This is a genomic window from Janthinobacterium sp. KBS0711 (genome assembly GCF_000988085.1).
GTDB classification, from domain to species: Bacteria; Pseudomonadota; Gammaproteobacteria; order Burkholderiales; family Burkholderiaceae_D; genus Janthinobacterium; species Janthinobacterium lividum_E.
The window spans coordinates 129,099-146,799 of the sequence record NZ_LBCO01000010.1; the positions used below are offsets into that span (position 1 = coordinate 129,099).

General features: G+C 64.8%; 13 protein-coding genes. 6 read left to right on the forward strand and 7 right to left on the reverse strand.

The features are described 5' to 3' along the window. Positions 1–22: 22 nt before the first annotated feature. The 6 genes from VM94_RS06015 to VM94_RS06040 form a co-directional block, all read right to left on the reverse strand. Positions 23–2,473 carry a TonB-dependent receptor gene (locus VM94_RS06015; RefSeq protein ID WP_046682639.1) on the reverse strand — a complete coding sequence of 817 codons (2,451 nt, stop codon included), beginning with the start codon at positions 2,471–2,473 and terminating at the stop codon, positions 23–25. Between the two features lie 107 nt (positions 2,474–2,580). Then, entirely contained in the window at positions 2,581–3,621 is a 1,041-nt protein-coding gene (locus VM94_RS06020) for an ABC transporter ATP-binding protein (protein WP_046682640.1), read from the reverse strand. A gap of 1 nt (position 3,622) precedes the next feature. After that, on the reverse strand, positions 3,623–4,990 hold the full coding sequence (locus VM94_RS06025) for a GH1 family beta-glucosidase (protein ID WP_046682641.1): 1,368 nt from the start codon (positions 4,988–4,990) through the stop codon (positions 3,623–3,625). A gap of 26 nt (positions 4,991–5,016) precedes the next feature. After that, positions 5,017–5,835 (reverse strand): carbohydrate ABC transporter permease, encoded by an 819-nt coding sequence (locus VM94_RS06030; protein ID WP_046682642.1) that lies wholly within the window; start codon positions 5,833–5,835, stop codon positions 5,017–5,019. Beyond that, positions 5,832–6,821, reverse strand: a complete 990-nt coding sequence (locus VM94_RS06035) for a carbohydrate ABC transporter permease (RefSeq protein WP_052755558.1) — start codon at positions 6,819–6,821, stop codon at positions 5,832–5,834. The genes VM94_RS06030 and VM94_RS06035 overlap by 4 nt, the downstream gene beginning before the upstream one ends. A gap of 7 nt (positions 6,822–6,828) precedes the next feature. Then, on the reverse strand, positions 6,829–8,130 hold the full coding sequence (locus VM94_RS06040; RefSeq protein WP_138828896.1) for an ABC transporter substrate-binding protein: 1,302 nt from the start codon (positions 8,128–8,130) through the stop codon (positions 6,829–6,831). Between the two features lie 433 nt (positions 8,131–8,563). On the opposite strand from VM94_RS06040, the gene VM94_RS06045 reads away from it, so the two are divergent. The 5 genes from VM94_RS06045 to VM94_RS06065 all read left to right on the forward strand — a co-directional run bounded on the left by VM94_RS06045 (position 8,564) and on the right by VM94_RS06065 (position 14,888). After that, a complete protein-coding gene (locus VM94_RS06045) occupies positions 8,564–9,583 on the forward strand; it encodes a LacI family DNA-binding transcriptional regulator (RefSeq protein ID WP_034751748.1) in 1,020 nt (339 codons plus the stop codon). A 212-nt stretch (positions 9,584–9,795) separates the two neighbouring features. After that, positions 9,796–10,374: a superoxide dismutase gene (locus tag VM94_RS06050; RefSeq protein ID WP_034751750.1), complete on the forward strand. Its 579-nt coding sequence runs from the start codon at positions 9,796–9,798 to the stop codon at positions 10,372–10,374. Positions 10,375–10,502: 128 nt separating this feature from the next. Further along, positions 10,503–13,475, forward strand: a complete 2,973-nt coding sequence (locus tag VM94_RS06055) for a sensor histidine kinase (protein WP_046682644.1) — start codon at positions 10,503–10,505, stop codon at positions 13,473–13,475. Positions 13,476–13,561: 86 nt separating this feature from the next. Beyond that, complete coding sequence (locus tag VM94_RS06060; protein WP_046682645.1) at positions 13,562–13,933, forward strand: lysozyme inhibitor LprI family protein; 372 nt, start codon at positions 13,562–13,564, stop codon at positions 13,931–13,933. 79 nt (positions 13,934–14,012) lie between these two features. Then, positions 14,013–14,888 carry a Kdo hydroxylase family protein gene (locus tag VM94_RS06065; protein ID WP_046682646.1) on the forward strand — a complete coding sequence of 292 codons (876 nt, stop codon included), beginning with the start codon at positions 14,013–14,015 and terminating at the stop codon, positions 14,886–14,888. A 6-nt stretch (positions 14,889–14,894) separates the two neighbouring features. Here VM94_RS06065 and VM94_RS06070 read toward each other — a convergent pair whose 3' ends face one another. Next, positions 14,895–16,469 (reverse strand): CYTH and CHAD domain-containing protein, encoded by a 1,575-nt coding sequence (locus tag VM94_RS06070; protein ID WP_046682647.1) that lies wholly within the window; start codon positions 16,467–16,469, stop codon positions 14,895–14,897. Positions 16,470–16,590: 121 nt separating this feature from the next. Here VM94_RS06070 and mgrA point away from each other — a divergent pair, with 121 nt between their 5' ends. Continuing rightward, complete coding sequence (gene mgrA / locus VM94_RS06075) at positions 16,591–17,631, forward strand: L-glyceraldehyde 3-phosphate reductase (protein WP_046682648.1); 1,041 nt, start codon at positions 16,591–16,593, stop codon at positions 17,629–17,631. The last annotated feature ends 70 nt before the right edge of the window (positions 17,632–17,701 follow it).

The following is a 17,701-nucleotide window of genomic DNA, read 5'->3' on the forward strand; positions in this document are numbered from 1 at the left end:
ACTACTCTTTCACACTGCCTGATTAAAACTTCATCGACACGCGCGCGCCAAACGTGCGCGGCGCGTTGTAGAAGGCGCCGTAGATCTGCTGCGTGGGCTGGCATGGCATGCCCACGTCCGTGCAGATTTCATTGACGTCCAGCTTGACGGCCTTGTCGGTGGCGTTCTGCACGAACGCTTCCACCGTGTAGGCCTTGTTGGCCGGCTGGAAGCGCAGGCTCAGGTCCAGGGTCGTGTAGGCTTCCTGGCGCTTGACGCCGGCGTGGCCCGGCACGTCGCCGTTGAACGCGCCCGCCCCCACGTACGACATGGTTTCATGGTGCACCGAAGCGCGCGGCGTGAGCTGGCCGCCGGCGACATTGAAATCATGCTCGTACTGCACGGTCGTGGAAAACTTCGGCGCATGCTTCATGGTGCTGCCGCCCACGTTCACCAGTGGCGCCGTCGAACCGCAAGACTGCCCATTCGCGCGCGCCGCATCGACGTCGCACGACATGAAGTCGTCGTACACGGCTTTGAGCCAGGTGGCGTTGCCCGTCAGGCGGTCGACCTTCGTAGGCCGCCACACCCATTCCGCTTCCAGGCCCTTGACGGTGGCGCCGGCCGCATTGAAGTTGGCCAGCACGCTGTTGACCACCTGCGATTCCAGCTTGTCCTTGTACTTCATCAGGAAGGCGTCGAGGTTCAGGGTCAGTTCGCGGTTCAGCAAGTCCGACTTGAAGCCGATTTCATAGCTGGTCAGCTTTTCCGGCTTGGTGGTGGCGCCGCCGTCGCCGATGGCCGGCGAATGGAAGCCCGTCGTCACGGAACCGAACAGCAGAATGTCCGGGCGCAGCTTGTACTCGATGCGGCCCAGCCAGGTGGCCTGGCCGTATTTCAGGTCGGCCGTATTGTCGCCCGGCGTATTGCCGCAGGTGGCGGCCGTGATGGCGCCGCCCGGGCCGATATTGTGCGTGTTGGCCAGGCCCGTGCCCGGCGTGACGAGCTGGCGCAACTGGTCGGCAGTGAGGACCGTGGTGCCCAGCGGCGTGTTCGCGGGCCAGTTCGGGCATGCCCAGTTCTTGCCGCCGATATCGAATTTATGATCTTTCGTGTAGCGCGCGCCGGCCGTCAGCTTGATCTGGTCCGTCACTTGCTGGCTGACCTGGCCGAACACGGCCTTCGACTTCAGTTGGCGGTCGCCCTGGATGAAGGACATCGACGACGCATACTGACCCACGGTCGGCTGCACGAAGATCACGGCGCCGTTGGCGATATCCTGCTGCACGGCCGCCTGCGAAATCTGGCTGCGGTCGATGTCGAAGCGCACCTTGTTCTTTTCATTGAACAGGAACAGGCCGGCCACCCACTGGAACGGCGCGTCGTCGTCCGAGCGCGCCTGCAGCTCGTGCGAATAGCTGTCGAACTGCGCCCAGTCCGTGCGGTTTTCCGACTTGAAGCCGGGGAACAGGCCCGCATCGGAGTCGTTGCTGTTCTGGCGCTTGTAGCGGCTCCAGCTGCCCAGGTACGTGAAATCCAGCGCGTCCGTCGGCTTGTAATTGAGCTTGCCCTTGTAGGTCAGAATCGACTGGTCCAGGGTGCCCGGCGTGTCGATCAGGGCCGAACGCAGCTTCTCGCCCCGTTTCGGTTCGGCCGCCAGGTAGACGTTGCCGGCGCCCTGGTCGAGGAAGTAGTCGGCGATGAAGGTACCGCGCAGCTGCGGCGTGAACTTCCACAGCAGCGAGGCGCGCACGCCCATCTGGTCGCCGGCGCCATACTTGGCCGTGCCCGGCATGACGTTCGAGCCGCGGCGGAAGTCCACCGTGCCGTCGTGGCTATCCTTGATGGCGGCGATGCGCAGCGCCACGTCGTCGGAAAACGGGATATTGATCATGCCCTGCGTCTGCAGATGGCGCTTGTCGCCCACCGTGATGCCGGCCGAACCCATGAACTTGGCCGTGCTAGGCGCGGCCGACACGAGGTTGACGGCGCCGGCAGTCGAATTGCGGCCGTTCAGCGTGCCCTGCGGTCCGCGCGCCACCTCGACGTGCGACAGGTCGTACATCAGCGCCGTGGCGCCCTGCGGACGCGGCGAATACACGCCATCGACATAAAAGGCGACGGCCGGGTCGCCCAGCTCCGTGTGGTTGGCCGAACCGACGCCGCGCATGTAGACGTGCACGCCGCCCGAGTCACCATGCTGCTCGACGACGAGGCTGGGCACCATGGTGGCCAGCGACGCCAGATCCTTGACCTGGTTGTTTTGCAGGGTGTCCTGGTTGAAGGCGGTGACGGCCAGCGGCGTCTCCTGCACGAAGGTATTGCGGCGCGTGGCCGTGACGACGATGCGGTCCATCTGTTCGGCTGCCGGCTTTGCCGCGTCGGTGGCTGCAGCCTCCTGGGCCATGGCGGCGCCGCTGCCCAGCAAGATGAACTGGGCGAAGGTCGCATGCGCCAGGCTGAGGGCGATGGTATTGCGTTTGAGCTGTTGCATTGTTGTTGTCTCCTGTACCGCTGGTTGATTGATGATCACATAGCTCTTTGGCTATTGCTGCACATTTTTTGGGTGTCAATCTGAAGTCATGTCGCCTCCGTGCGGGGTCAATGGGTAGCCACGGCGCGCCCGGCCGTGTCGAATAGAAAGGCATGGCCTTCTTCCGGCGCAAAGCCGATGGCGCTGCCCTGCGCCAGACTGTGGCGCGCCTCGCCGTGCAGCTTGATGGCCACCGCGTGCGAACTGCCGTCGAGCGTCGCGTGGATGATTTGCGCGTCGCCCAGCTGCTCGATCAGGGTCACCGTGGCGCCGTAGCCTTCGTGGCGCGGCACCAGGCGCAGGTGTTCGGGGCGTATGCCAACCAGCATGCCCGCCTCGCCGCCAAGCTGGCTGGCCAGCGCGGGGACGGCGGCGCACGGCAAGAAATTCATGCGCAGCGCGCCGATGAAGCCGGCCACGAACTGGCTGGCCGGCTGGCGGTACAGGTCCAGCGGCGCACCCACCTGCTCCAGGTGGCCGCCGTGGAAGACGGCGACCCGGTCACCGAGGGTCATGGCTTCGACCTGGTCGTGCGTCACGTAGATCATGGTGGTACCCAGTTCCTGGTGCAGCTTGGCCAGTTCGATGCGCGTCTGCACGCGCAAGGACGCGTCGAGGTTGGACAGCGGCTCGTCAAACAGGAACACCTTGGGCTGGCGCACGATGGAGCGGCCGATGGCCACGCGCTGGCGCTCACCGCCCGACAAGGCCTTGGGCTTGCGGTCGAGCAGGTGCGTGATCTGCAAGATCTCGGCCACCTTGCCGACGGCCGCGCGCACTTCCGCTTCCGGCTTGCCCGCCAGTTTCAAGGCAAAGCCCATGTTGTCGCGCGCCGTCATGTGCGGGTACAGCGCATAGCTCTGAAAGACCATGGCGATGCCCCGCTCGGCCGGCGCCACGTCGTTGGCCAGCAGGTCGCCGATGCGCAGCTGGCCCGCGCTGATGTCTTCCAGTCCCGCGATCATGCGCAGCAGGGTCGACTTGCCGCAGCCGGATGGCCCGACAAAGACCATGAATTCGCCGTCGTGGATATCGAGGTCCAGGCCCTTGACGATTTCCGGGCCGTCGCCATAGGTCTTGCGGATGCCGCGCAGGGAAATGGCGGCCATGTCAGTGCTCCTCGGCCAGCACGGCGGCGTGAGACGCGCGCTGCGCGGCGATGAAGTCGCGGTACCACAGGGCGCTGTCCTTGAAGCTGCGCTGCTGCGTGGCGTAATCGACGTAGACCATGCCGAAGCGCTTGGCATAGCCCGAGTTCCACTCGAAGTTGTCCATCAGGCTCCAGTAGAAATAGCCGCGTACGTCGATGCCCTGCGCGATCACGGCGCGCAAGGCGTCCAGGTGCAGCTGCACGTACTCGATGCGCGGCGCGTCGTGGATCTTGCCGTCGACGGGCTTGTCGGCCACGGCCATGCCGTTTTCCGTGATGTAGACGGGCGGCAATCGGTATTCGCGGTGCAGGCCGACCAGCAGTTCCGTCAAGCCTTGCGGGTAGGTTTCCCAGCCCATGTCGTTGACACCGAGCTTGCATTCGGGCTTGCGCGGCGGCGTCTCGGCGCTCATGAAAGCGCGCGTGTAATAGTTCACGCCGAGGAAATCGATGGGCTGCTTGATATCTATGAAATCGTTTTCAAAGATGGATAAAGCAGAAGCGTCGACGTGTTTCAGGGCCAGGGCCGGGTAGCGGCCCTTGAAGATGGCGTCCATATACCACTGCACCGAGCGCGCATATTCGAGTTCGGCCAGCTCGCGGTCCTGGGCGCTGTCGGTGGCTGGCGTGGCCGTCCATTGATTGAGCACGATGCCCAGTTTCGCGGGCGGATTGACGGCGCGCATCGATTGCATGGCCAGGCCATGCGACAGCAGCAGATGGTGCGACACTTGCACGGCGGCGGCCGGGTCGGCCATGCCGGGGGCGAACTGGCCCGTGCCGTGGCCCAGCACGGCCGTGCACCACGGTTCGTTATGGGTGGCGATGCTGGCCACCTTGTGGCCGAAGCGGCGCGCCACCTCGGCCGCGTAGGCGGCAAAGTGGTAGCAGGTGGCACGATTGAGCCAGCCGCCCTCGTCCTGCAAGGCTTGCGGCAAGTCCCAGTGGTACAGGGTCAGATGCGCATCGAGCCCCTTGGCAGCCAGGGCGTCGAGCAAACGCCCATAAAAATCGAAGCCGGCCTCGTTCCAGGCGCCGGAACCCGTGGGCTGCACCCGCGACCAGGACATGGAAAAACGGTAGGCGTTCACGCCCAGGCTGGCGATCAGCTCCACGTCCTCCGCGTAGCGGTGGTAATGGTCGCAGGCCACGTCGCCATTGCTGCCGTCGATGATCTTGCCATCCGTATGGCTGAAGGTATCCCAGATGGAGGGGCCCCGGCCGTCGATGGCGGCGGCGCCCTCGATCTGGTAGGCGCTGGTGGCCACGCCCCAGGTGAAGGTGGCGGGAAAGTTGGTATCAATGTCGTCGTTATGCATGGTGGTCATGTCAGTGTGAGTGGATTAAAAGAGTGCTAGCCTTTGACGGCGCCCTGGGTCAAGCCTTCTATGAGACGCTTCGAGGCGACAAAAAACATCAGCAGCAGCGGCAGCACGGCGATGGCGGCGCCCGTCATCAGCGCGCCCCACTCCGTGTTGTTGGGCGCCTGCATGCTGCGCAGGGCCAGCGGGATCGTATAGTTCTCGACCGAGCGCATGACGACCAGCGGCGTGATGAAATTGTTCCACGAGTTGATGAAGGTGATCAGGCCCAGGGTGCCCATGGCGGGGCCGATCAGCGGCAGCACGACCCGCCAGTAGATGGCGAATTCGCCGCAGCCGTCGATGCGCGCCGCCTCGATCAAATCCCTCGGGATCGCCGTGCCGATGTACTGGCGCATGAGGAAAATACCCAGCGCGCCGGCCGCTCCCGGCACGTACAGGGCGCGCGGCTGGTCCAGCCAGCCGAGGAAATCCATCAGCATGAAGGTCGGGATCATGTTCATGAACGAGGGGATGATCATCGACGCCATCACCAGGGTAAACAAGGGCCGCTTGAAGCGGAACTCGTACATGGCAAACGCATAGCCGCCCAGCGAGCAAAAGAACAAGGTCAGCGCCGTCGTCATCAGCGCCACGTACAGGCTGATGCCGATATTGCGCCAGAACGGCAGGCGCTCCTGCAGCAATTCCAGGTTGTTGAGCAGGGCCGTGCCGAACCAGCGCGGTGGCGGCAGGCTGTAGATCTCGGCGCTCGTGTGCGTGGCGAAGACGAACATGAAGTAGAACGGCGCGACCATGATCAGGGCGCCGATGGCCACCATGGCGTAGGCCGTCCAGCGGGTGGTTTTCATCGGACCTCCTTGCGTTCATTGCGGCTGAAAATGCGGTTGTTGACCCAGGTGGTGCTGGCGATGATCAGGAACAGCAGCCAGGAAATGGCCGACGCCGTGCCGAAGTCGCCCGAGGAAAACGCCGTCTTGTAGACGAAGATGGCCGTCGTCATCACGGACTGGCTCACGCCACTCGATTCGGCCACCAGCACGAACGGTTCCTCGAACAGCTGCAGGTTGCCCATGATGGTGAGTGTCACGGCCAGGTAGATCATCGGACGCAGCTGCGGCAAGGTGATGTACCAGAACTGCTGGCGTTTCGACGCGCCGTCGATGGTGGCCGCCTCGTACAGATCCTTGGGTATCACCTGCAACGCGGACAGATACAGCACCAGGTTCCAGCCCAGGTAGCGCCAGAAAATCACGAAGGCGACGGCCGGCTTGATGAACAGCGAGCTGCCCAGCCAGTCGATCGATTCGGCCGGGAACAGGCCACCGATTAACGGCAGGCTGGCGCACCATTGGATCAGCACATTGATCTGGCCATAGTCGCGCGAGAACAGAGTGTTGAAGACCATGGCGATGGCCACGCTGGACGTGATGAACGGTAAAAAGTAAATGCCGATCACCAGGTTGCGCGAGCGCTTGAAGCTGTTGTGGATGAAGGCTGCCAGCGGAATGGCGACCAGGTGCTGCGGCACGCCCGAGGCCAGCGCCAGCCAGACGGTATTGCCCAGCGAGCGTAAAAACCACGGGTCGCTCAAGGCGTACTTGTAGTTGTCCAGGCCCACCCACTGCATGGCTTCCACGCCGCTGGCCGCTTCCCACTGGTTGAACGACAGATAGATGGAAAACAGCAGCGGGAACAGGCTGAAGACGGCGAACAGGATGAAGAAGGGGCTGATGAAAATATACGGCGCCCACTTCTTCATGTTGTAGCGTTTCCTGGCGGGCCGCGCCGCAGCAGCAGCGGGCGCGCCATCGGTACAAGGCATGGAGGTAGTCATGCTGCTCCTAGCGCCGCGCGCGGTGGGTGATCAGGGCCTTGGCGTCGGCCAGCGCCGTCTTGATATCCTTGTTTTGCGCCAGCACGCTTTCCAGTTCCATGTTGACGATGTCACGCGCCACAGCGTCGAACTTGTCGACGCGGATGACGGGGATTTTCGCCGCCGTGTCGCGCGCCAGAATGCGCGTCTTCTGGCCGCCGAAATACGGCTGCGGCTCGTCCATCATGGGGTCCGCATACGCGGCCTTGATTGCCGGGAAGGCGCCGATCTCTTTGAGCGAGTGCAGCTGGATATCCTTGTTCACGGTCATGAACTTGATGAATTCCCAGGCCTGGGTTTTATTCGCCGCCTTTTTCGGGATGCCGTAGAAAGAGCCGCCGTAGGACGCCAGCGCGCCGGCCGGCAGGTTCGCCGCGCGCCACTGGCCTTTGGAATCGGGTGCCAGCCACTTGGCCAGGTGGCCGCTGAGCCACGAACCCATCATCTGGCTGGCCACCTTGTCGCGCTTGAAGCCTTCGGCCCACTCGCCCGTCCAGGCCACAGTCCGCGCATCGATGCCGGCGACCCGCGCCGCCTTGGCCAGTTCGAAGGCTTTGACGAAGCGGGGCGAGTCGACCAGCACCTGGCCCTTGTCGCCAAAATAAATGCCTTCGCCATCCTTCAAATTGGCGCGGATATAGATATCGGCCAGGTCGCTGGCGCCGGCCAGCAGATAGGTGCCGGTGGCGGCCTTGAGCTTCTTGCCGGCGGCGATGTACGACTCCCACGATTGCGTCAAATCGCTTTCCTTGATGCCCGCCTTGTCCATCAGGTCCTTGCGGTAGAACAGGGTGCCAGGTCCCAGGTCGGCCGGCATGGCGCCCAGGGTGCCGCGCGAACTGGTCGCCTGCACGAAGGTGAACGGCACGAACTGGGCGCGGTACTGCCCTGCCCCGTATGGCGGCTGCAGCAAGTCTTCCATGCCCTTCGATTCGGCGAAGCTGCCGACATAGCGGAAGTCGATGGCCATCACGTCGGGCAGGCGCGCGCCGGCCGCCAGCGCCGTCGTCATCGAGTTATGGTGGTCGTCGATCTGCAGGCTGACCAGCTTGACCTTCACTTGCGGATACAGCTTTTCCCACAAGGGCAAGGCCGTTTTCACGGCGCGGTCCAGGTCGGGGAACGAGGCGACGGTAATCGTTGCCGGGGCCAGCGCCGGCAACGGTGCGGCCTGCGAGACGGCCGGCGGGACGGCTGCAGGTGCGGCGGCCACGCCAAAGGCCAGGGTCAGCGCCGCCAGAGGGACGGCGCCAAGGATGCTTGACTTCATTATTTCATCTCCGTTTATTGAGCGTCTTCTATCTTGAAAACGTTTTCACAACATGTGTCCATTTAACACCGCAAAGAAAATCAAGTCAACCGAAAAAGTTGTCATTTTTATTGAGGGCAGCGTGGCGAGATGCACGCCATGGCGCGTGTTCTCCTATGAAAAGACGTAAAAATCCGCCATTTCAAGATGCTGTTGTTTTTCGTGAAAACGTTTTCAAGCATAGGTCGGATTAGCGCGTGAGCGCGTAATCCGACAACATTGTTGGCGCCAGAGGCATGGTCCGAGGCATTGTTGGCTGCGCTGTGTCGGCTTACGCCCTGCGGGCTAACCCGACCTACGCCGACCTACGGCCCTGTAGGCATTTATGGTAATCTTTCGATGAAAAGGTTTTCAGAGCACTGAGAACCAGCCATCTTGATACCCAGGAATCACCTTGAACGATAGCGCCCACGCTGCTCCCCCTTCCACCCTGCTCGACGTGGCCCGCCAGGCCGGCGTGTCGCCCAGCACCGTCTCGCGCATCCTCAATGGCACGGCCAGGGTGTCCGACGACAAGCGCGACGCCGTGCTGGCGGCCATCGCACACATGAAATTCGCGCCGAACCAGATGGCCCAGGGTCTGAAGAAGGGCCGCTCGATGACCATCGGCATCGTGGTGCAGGATATTTCCAGCCCCTTCTTCGACGAAAGCCTGCGCGGCGTGGACGACGGCTTGAAGGACACGGGCTATGCGTCCGTCATCGTCAGCGGGCACTGGAATGCGCAGGAAGAGGCGGACCGCATCCGCTTGCTGCTGGCAAGAAAGGTCGACGGCATCATCCTGCTGTCGGGGCGCATCTCGGACGAGAGCGTGCTCGATTTCTCGCAGCAGCGGCCCATCGTCTCGACGGGCCGCCTGCTGGCCACGAAAAGCGCCATCGGCTTCAAGCTCGACAACGAATACGGCGCCTACCTGGCCGTGCGCCACCTGGTGGAACTGGGCCACCGCCGCATCGCCTTCGTGGCCGGCCCCGCCAACAACACGGATGCGGCCGAGCGCCTAACGGGCTACCAGCGCGCGCTGCGCGAAGCGGACATCGCCATCGACCCGAAGCTGATGGTGGAAGGCGATTTCCACGAGGCAAGCGGGATGCTGGCCATGAACCATCTGTTCGATACGCAGCAGCAATTCAGCGCCGTCTTCGCCGCCAACGACCTGTCCGCCTACGGCGTGCGCCTGTGCCTGTACCGCAAGGGCATCCGCGTGCCCGACGATATCTCGCTCGTCGGTTTCGATGACTTGCCCGGCTCGTCCTACACGACACCGCCGCTGACGACCATCCACCAGCCCCTGTACGACATCGGCCGCATTGCCACGGAAGCGCTGCTGGGGCTGATCAATGGCGAAGCCGTGCAGGCGGCCATTCCACCGCTGGAACTGATCGTTCGCGAGACCACCCGACGCATCCGTTAAGGCTTGCGGCTGGGAACTTTTCCGCCCGATTCAGGCTGAACGAGAATCACTACGCCAAAGGCATCCGCGACGCGTGCCGGAATCTGCAGCAATGGCGCATCCGCTTTACAATAGTGGCTCGTTCAGCAAGAATGCCTGCTTCAAGCAAGCTTGGCTCAACCCTCCGGCCACAGGCTGGAAGACTCCGAACACTCACCATAAAGGGACATCACATGGAACATACTCTGCCACCACTGCCGTATGAAATGGACGCTCTGGCGCCGCATATTTCGAAAGAAACCCTGGAATACCACTATGCCAAGCATCACCAGGCGTATGTCACCAACTTGAACAACCTGATCAAGGGTACCGAGTTCGAGAACCTGTCGCTGGAAGAGATCATCAAGAAATCGTCGGGCGGCATCTTCAACAATGCAGCCCAGGTATGGAACCACACCTTCTACTGGAACGGCATGAAGCCGGCCGGCGGCGGCGCGCCTGCGGGTGCCGTGGCTGACGCGATCAACGCCAAATGGTCGTCGTTCGACAAGTTCAAGGAAGAATTCACCAAGTCGTGCGTGGGCAACTTCGGTTCGGGCTGGACCTGGCTGGTGCAAAAAGCCGACGGTTCCGTCGACATCGTCAACACCTCGAACGCCGGCTGCCCGCTGACTACCGGCGACAAGCCGCTGCTGACCTGCGACGTCTGGGAACACGCCTACTACATCGACTACCGCAACCTGCGCGCCAAGTACGTGGAAACGTTCTGGGGCCTGGTCAACTGGGACTTCGTTGCCAAGAACTTCGCGTAAGCGCCAGTTCCTGTCAACGTAGGGCAAAAAGAAGCCTGCGCCACCCGCGCAGGCTTTTTTTTGCCTGCTGAAAAGCCCGGCGCTGCGCTACAATCACTGCCCCGCCACCGCTATCTCCCCCTGCCCCGATGTCCGCTCGCCTGCTGCGCCGCCTGTTGATCTTGCCCCTGCTGGCGTGCCACCTGCACGCGTGCGCGGCCGCCCCATCGCCCCTGCTGTCCGACTATACCCACAATGCCTGGGGCGCCTTGCAAGGCGCGCCCGTCGATGTGCTGAAATTCGCCCAGGGCAAGGATGGCTGGCTGTGGATCGCCACGGCCACCGGCTTGTACCGCTACGATGGCGTGCGCTTCGACAGGGTCGACAGCGTGTACGGCCACCGCCTGCCGTCGAGTAATGTGCTGGGCCTGGCCACGCCGGCGGACGGCGCCGTGTGGGTCGGCTACCGCCTCGGCGGCGTCAGCGTCTTTCGCAAGGATGGCGTGCGCACCTACCGCGAAGCGGACGGCTTGCCGCCGGGCGCCGTGTTCCATATCGAGGTAGCGCCCGACGGCGCCATCTGGGTCGGCACGCGCGATGGCGCGGCGCGCCTGGCGCCCGGCGCGGACCGTTTTGTTGCGCAAGCGGCCAACGTGGGCCTGCCCGACAAGCGCGTCTACCAGATCCTGTTCGCCCGCGATGGCACGCAGTGGATGGGCACCATGCATGGCGCCTATTTCCGCAGGCCGGGCGAGACGCATTTTTCCCATGCCTGGCCGCGCACCATCCTCACCGGCATGGATGAAGCGCCCGACGGCGCCATCTGGGCCGTCGATGCGCAAAGCAATTACTATCGCGTGCGCACCAGCGCGCCGCGCGGCGATGCGCCCATCCGGCCCGACGCCAGGGGCAACAGCATCCGCTTCGACCGCGCCGGCACCATGTGGCTGATGCAGCCCGACGGCATCGAACGCAAGTTCGAGCCTTCCGGCCCCAGCCTGCCAGCCCAGCGTCTGACGCGCCAGAACGGCATCAGCGGCCCGCTGCCGCAAACGTCGTTCCAGGACCGCGAAGGCAATCTGTGGTTCGGCACCTCGACGGGCCTGGACCGGCTGCGGCCGAACCGCCTGAAGACCCTGGCCGTTGCCGTGCCCTTCGACCATCCCGGCATGCTGCCGGGGCCCGACGGCGATGTGTGGATCGGCGACTACGTGAGCGACGTGCGCAGCTTTACGGCCGATGGCATGAAAAAAGTGATCTTGAAGGGGGCGCTGGCGGCCAGTCACTGGGCGCCCGACGGCACGCTGTGGCTGGGCAACGAGCAGGAACTCCACCATCGCGCGCGCAACGGAACCATGACGCGCGTGGCGACGCCCGTGCAAGGGCTCGATCCGCAGGCGCTGCAGCAAGACCGCTCGGGGGCCCTGTGGGCCTCGTTTTCCGGCGGCGGCCTGTTTCGCCTGAGCGAAGGAAAATGGAGCGCGAACGGCGGCCTGTCCGGCCTGCCGACGGTGCTGACGACGGCCATGGCGATGGATGGCGCCGGCACCGTCTGGCTGGGCCATGCCGACAATACCGTCAGCCTGGTGGCCGACGGCCAGCGCGCGGGCGCCGTGAAGCGGCTCGGCGCGCCCGAGGGTCTGCAAGTGGGCACCGTGCTGCAGCTGTACCGCGATGGCGAGGCGATGTGGGCCGGCGGCGAAAACGGCATGGCCCTGTACCGCGCCGGCCGCTTCCACACCTTGCGCGGCGCGCGCGGCGCAGCGTTTCGCGGCGTGTCGGGCATCGTGCGCCTGCCGGACGGCGACCTGTGGCTGCATGGCGCGGACGGCATCGACCATATCGGCGCCGCCAGCCTGGCCGCGTGGATGCGCGACGGCAGCGCTGTTACCTCGGAACGCTTCGACGCGCTCGACGGCTTGCAGGGCCATGCCTCGCAGCTGCGCCCCGTGCCGTCACTGATCCATGCGCCCGATGGCAAGCTGTGGTTTTCCACCTCGGCCACCATCGGCATGCTCGACCCGCTGCACATCCGCCGCAACGCCCTGGCGCCGCCCGTGCAGATCCACAGCCTGCTGGCCAATGGCGCGCGCTACGCGCTGGACGATGGCAAGCCGCAGCACCTGCCGCAAGGCAGCAAGACCCTGCAGATCGGCTTCACGGCCCTGAGCCTGTCGATGCCGGAACGCGTGCGCCTGCGCTACAAACTGGCGGGCGTGGACGCGGGCTGGCAGGAAGCGGTCGGCCGCCGCGAAGCCTACTACACTAACCTTGCACCCGGCAGCTACCGCTTCGAGATCACGGCCGCCAACGAAGACGGCGTGTGGAACACGCAGGGGACAGGGCTGGCCATCATCATCGCGCCCGCCTTCGTGCAAACGCCGTGGTTCGTCGTGCTGCTGGCGCTGGGCGCCGCGCTGCTGCTGTATGGCGGCTATGTGCTACGCATCCGCCACCTGACGCGCAACATGCAGGAACGGCTGCAGGAACGCTTGCAGGAGCGCCTGGCCGAACGCTCGCGCATCGCCCGTTCGCTGCACGACACCCTGCTGCAAAGCGTGCAGGGCCTGATCCTGTCGTTCCATGCGCATGCGGACATGCTGCCCAAGGGCACGCGCGAACGGGCCCGCCTCGACGGCACCCTCAACCTGGCCGACCAGCTGCTGATCGAAGGACGCGACCAGATCATGGACTTGCGCGCCTCGGCCGAACCGGACGAACTGCGCCTGGCGCTGCAGCAATTCGGCAAGGGCCTGGCAGAGCACCGCGCACACGCGTTCACGGTGCATGTCAGCGGCACCTGCCGGCGCCTGCAGCCGCGCGTGCATGACGAAATCTATGCGATCGCGCGTGAAGCGCTGTTCAACGCCTCCCGCTATGCCGAGGCGGCCAACATCGTGCTGGAACTCGACTATGCGGACCATGCGTTCACCCTGCGCGTGCGCGACGACGGCTGCGGCCTCGATGACGCCGTGGCGCAAACGGGCCAGCGGCCCGGCCACTGGGGCCTGGTCGGCATGCGCGAGCGCGCCGCCGCCATCAAGGCCAGCCTGCGCATCGACAGCCGGCCCGGCGCCGGCACGCAGATCGAAGTAAGCGTGCCGGGCCGCCTGGCTTACTGACGGCGCTGGAAGGGAAGTGTTGTAGGATGCGCAAGAGCGCTGCCTTGCTCGCCGATCCGGCTCCCACCACTTTCTGAAAGCCCGCCATGAAAAAATGCCTGCTTGCCCTGCTCATGTTTGCCTCCGGTTCCGCCTTCGCCAACTCGGCTTGCGACACGCCGCGCAACGACTTCGACGGCCTGTACTGCCTCAACAAGGTGTACCAGGAAGCAGACAAGGAACTCAACGCCAACTACAAGAAACTTAGCTCCCAGCTCGATGCCAGCGGCAAGCAAAAGCTGAAATCGGGCCAGCTGGCGTGGATGGCCAACCGCAACCAGAATTGCTCCAAGCGCGAATCGTCGGGCTTCTATGTGAACCTCGATTGCGCCACCCAAACCACCATCGAACGTGCGCAATTCCTGCAAGACCGCGTGCGCGAATGCGCTAGTGCCGGCTGCCAGAACAGCAAACTGTGAACTGAATCTGCGCCAGCGCAAACGGAAGCGGGCGGCAAGCGCCCATACTGGCCGCTCCGATGTTTTACCCGTTTGTGCCATGAGCAAACTCATCGATATTTCCCTGGACCGGTGGGACGCCAGCGGCAGCGCCGCGCAGCAGGCGGCGGCGCAGCAGGCACTGGAAGATGGGCAGGTGCTGCTGTTGCCCGCGCTGGGCTTTCCCCTGCGACAGGAAGAACATGCGCTGCTGAACGGCGCTGTGGGCAGCGCCAGCAGCGCCAAGAACATCAGCTGGGAACCGGCGCGCGGCGTGCGCGGCCACGGCGATGCCTGCGATACGGCGCTGCTGGCCGCGCTGATGCAGCGCTATGCGCGGCACACGCAGCGCTTGCTGGCCGGCTTGCTGCCCGGCTACTCTCCCCATCTGCAGCAAGGCAAGGGCAGCTTTCGTCCCGTGGAAATCGCCGGCCGCGTGACTTCCTGGCGCAAGGACGATACGCGCCTGCACGTCGACAGTTTTCCCTCCTCGCCCACGCAGGGCCGGCGCATCCTGCGCGTCTTCACCAACATCCATCCGCGCGATGCGCCCCGCGTGTGGAAACTGGGCGCGCCATTCGAACAGGTGGCGCAGCATTTCTTGCCCGTCGCGAAGCGTCCGCAACCCGTGCTGGCGGCCCTGCTGCAATGGCTGCGCGTCACCAAGTCGCGGCGCACGGCCTACGACCACTACATGCTGCAGCTGCACGACGCCATGAAGGCCGACCTCGGTTACCAGGCGCAGGTGGAACAGCACACGCATGCGTTCGCGCCGGGCCAGACGTGGATCGTCTTCAGCGACGCCGTATCGCATGCGGCCCTGCGGGGACAGCATGCACTGGAGCAAACCTGGCTGCTGCCCGTGCGCGCCATGGCCGCCCCGCACAAGTCGCCGCTGGCCATCCTCGAGCGCCAGTTGCAACGCCCGCTGGCCTAGACTGGCTCAGGCCGGCAAGCGGGCCGCCTTGAAGCGCCGCCAGGCCTTGTGCATGCGGCCATCGCTGCCCTGCGCCTGCGCCGCCAGGTAGCCGCGCACGAAGGCTGCATGCAGCCGCAATCCGTCCTGGGCGGACTGTTCAACCTGGTCGGCCTGGCCAGTCTGAACTTCGGGCAATTGCCGCAGCAGCCGGTCGGCCACTTGCACATCGTTGAGCCAGCCCAGTTCATCCTGCAGCGCCGACAGCCGCCCCACATACGGTTTCACGGCCCGGCCCGCAAACAGCGAGGCAAAAAATTCCGTCGCATAGCGCGTCTTCTTGGCCGCGATGCGCACCCGGTGGCGCTGCTGCGGCGTGGCATGCAGCAGGCGCTTGCCGCGCTGCATCAGACGGCGCTGGTCCTTGCGCAGGGTCGCGCGGGCAAACGGGCGGACGTGCGCATCCAGGCGCCGCAACTGGCGCACGGAACAGCTGTCGCGCCAGGCGCGCGCCTGCAGCCAGCGCTGCAAGCCCAGCATGCAGGCCGTGTAGCGCGCCGAGGTGACGGCCTGGGCCGCCAGTTCGTGCTTGAGGCGCGCCTGCGCGTGCGCCGCCTCCGCCAGCGCCGCCGCATCCGCGGCCGCTTCCCCGTCGAGCTGCGCCAGGGTATTGCCCGCCAACACATCCCAGTCGCGCGCCTCGCCCAGCGCGCCGCCCAGCCACTCGAGTTCGTCCTTCAAGGCATCCGGCAGCGCCAGCAGGGACTTGAACATGCCCAGCGCCGAGCGCAACCGGCGCAGGCCCACGCGCATCTGGTGCACGCTTTCCACGTCCTCGCCCCCCGCCACGCCATCCTGGTTGCCGCTGACTTGCTCCAGGCAATTGCCTGCGATGGCCAGGAACACCTGCTCCACCGACATGGCCGCGTCCAGCGCCAGGGGCTGGGCCTTGACCGCCTGCAGAGGCTGTGACGCCGCGAGGCGGTAACCGCGTTCCGCCTTGCTCATGTGGCCCAACTGTAGCGGCACGTCCTGCAGCAGGGCCAGCGCCACGTCGAACAGGCTGGACGCCTGCCCCTGTTTCAATTCCAGTTCGATCTCGCTGACGGGCACGCTGCGCGCGGCGCCATCCGCGCCGCTTTCGATGACACCCTGGTCCAGCACGCATTCGATCTCGTCGCCCTGCGGCGTGCGCAACTGCCATACGGTGCGCTCCATGCGCGTGGTAAACACGGGCTGCAAGGCGCCGCGGATGGCGTCCTGACGCAGCAGCGCGCGGATGGGCTGCTTGCGGCCGATGGCCGAGCCGAGCGCGGCCAAGTCCGGTTGCGGCCCCGGCACCTCGCCTTCCCATTCGTGGCGGCTGTGCAAGCCGCCGCTGACGGTACCGCCCGCCTTCAGGGTTTGCACCCAGCGTCCGTCCACCTGGCGCACGCGCAAGCCCGCCTGGTGACGGCACAGCTGCAGATCGGGCGTATCGACATAGATATCGTGCATCCGCAGCAGTTGCGGCGCACCTTGCGTGGATTGCGCCAGCAGCGGGTGCGCGCGCAAACGCGATACATCCTGCTGTGCCAGCAACAGTTTCAATTCGATTTCCATGACTACTCCTTGCGAGACTCCTCAACACTTATTGTAAGGCGCGTGCGGCCACGCGCACGGCGCACGCACACGGACCTTGATTTTGCGCGAAAATAAACGCTTCATTCAACCAGGAGATGCCATGACCTACCACGCCGCCGAGAACCGCTACGACAGCATGCAATACCGCACTTGCGGGCGCAGCGGGCTGAAACTGCCGCTGCTGTCGCTGGGACTATGGCATAACTTTGGCGACAGCAACAATCTGGCTTCGCAGCGCGACATGCTGCGCACGGCGTTTGACCTGGGCATCACGCATTTCGACCTGGCGAATAACTACGGCCCGCCGTATGGCAGCGCGGAAAGCAATTTCGGCAAGCTGCTGCGTGACGATTTTCTGCCCTATCGCGATGAGCTGATCATTTCCACCAAGGCGGGCTGGGACATGTGGCCGGGACCGTACGGTCAGGGCGGCGGGTCGCGCAAATACGTGCTGGCCAGCCTGGACCAAAGTCTGCAGCGCCTGGGCCTCGACTATGTCGACATCTTTTACTCGCACCGTTACGACGCCGACACGCCGCTGGAAGAAACCATGGGCGCGCTGGCTACCGCCGTGCAGCAGGGCAAAGCGCTGTACGTGGGCCTGTCGTCGTATTCGCCGCAAAAGACGGCCGAGGCGGCCGCCCTGCTGAAGGAGTGGAAAGTGCCGTGTCTGATCCACCAGCCTGCCTACAACATGCTCAACCGCTGGATCGAGGAAGACGGCTTGCTCGATACCCTGCAGGAGGAAGGCATGGGCTGCATCACGTTCACGGCACTGGCGCAGGGGCTGCTCAGCGACAAGTACCTCGATGGCGTGCCGCAGGATGCGCGCGTCAACCGTCCCGGCGGCGGTTCGCTGACGCAACAGCATCTGAGCGCGGAAAACCTGGCCCGCGTGCGCGCCCTGAACCAGATCGCCGCGCAGCGGGGGCAAACCCTGGCGCAGATGGCGCTGGCCTGGGTGCTGCGCGATCCGCGCGTCACGTCGACCCTGATCGGCGCGAGCAGCAGCGCGCAAATCCGCGAAAACGTGGCCGCGCTGCAGCAACTGTCGTTCACTGCCGATGAGCTGGCCGCCATCGACGTGCAGGCGCGCGAAGGCCACATCAATCTGTGGGAAGGTCCGTCGCGGGCCATCTGATCACCCGTCCTGCGCTTGTGGCGGCGGCAGCCTGCAGGTAGACTGCCGCCGCCGTCCAACATCCACCACG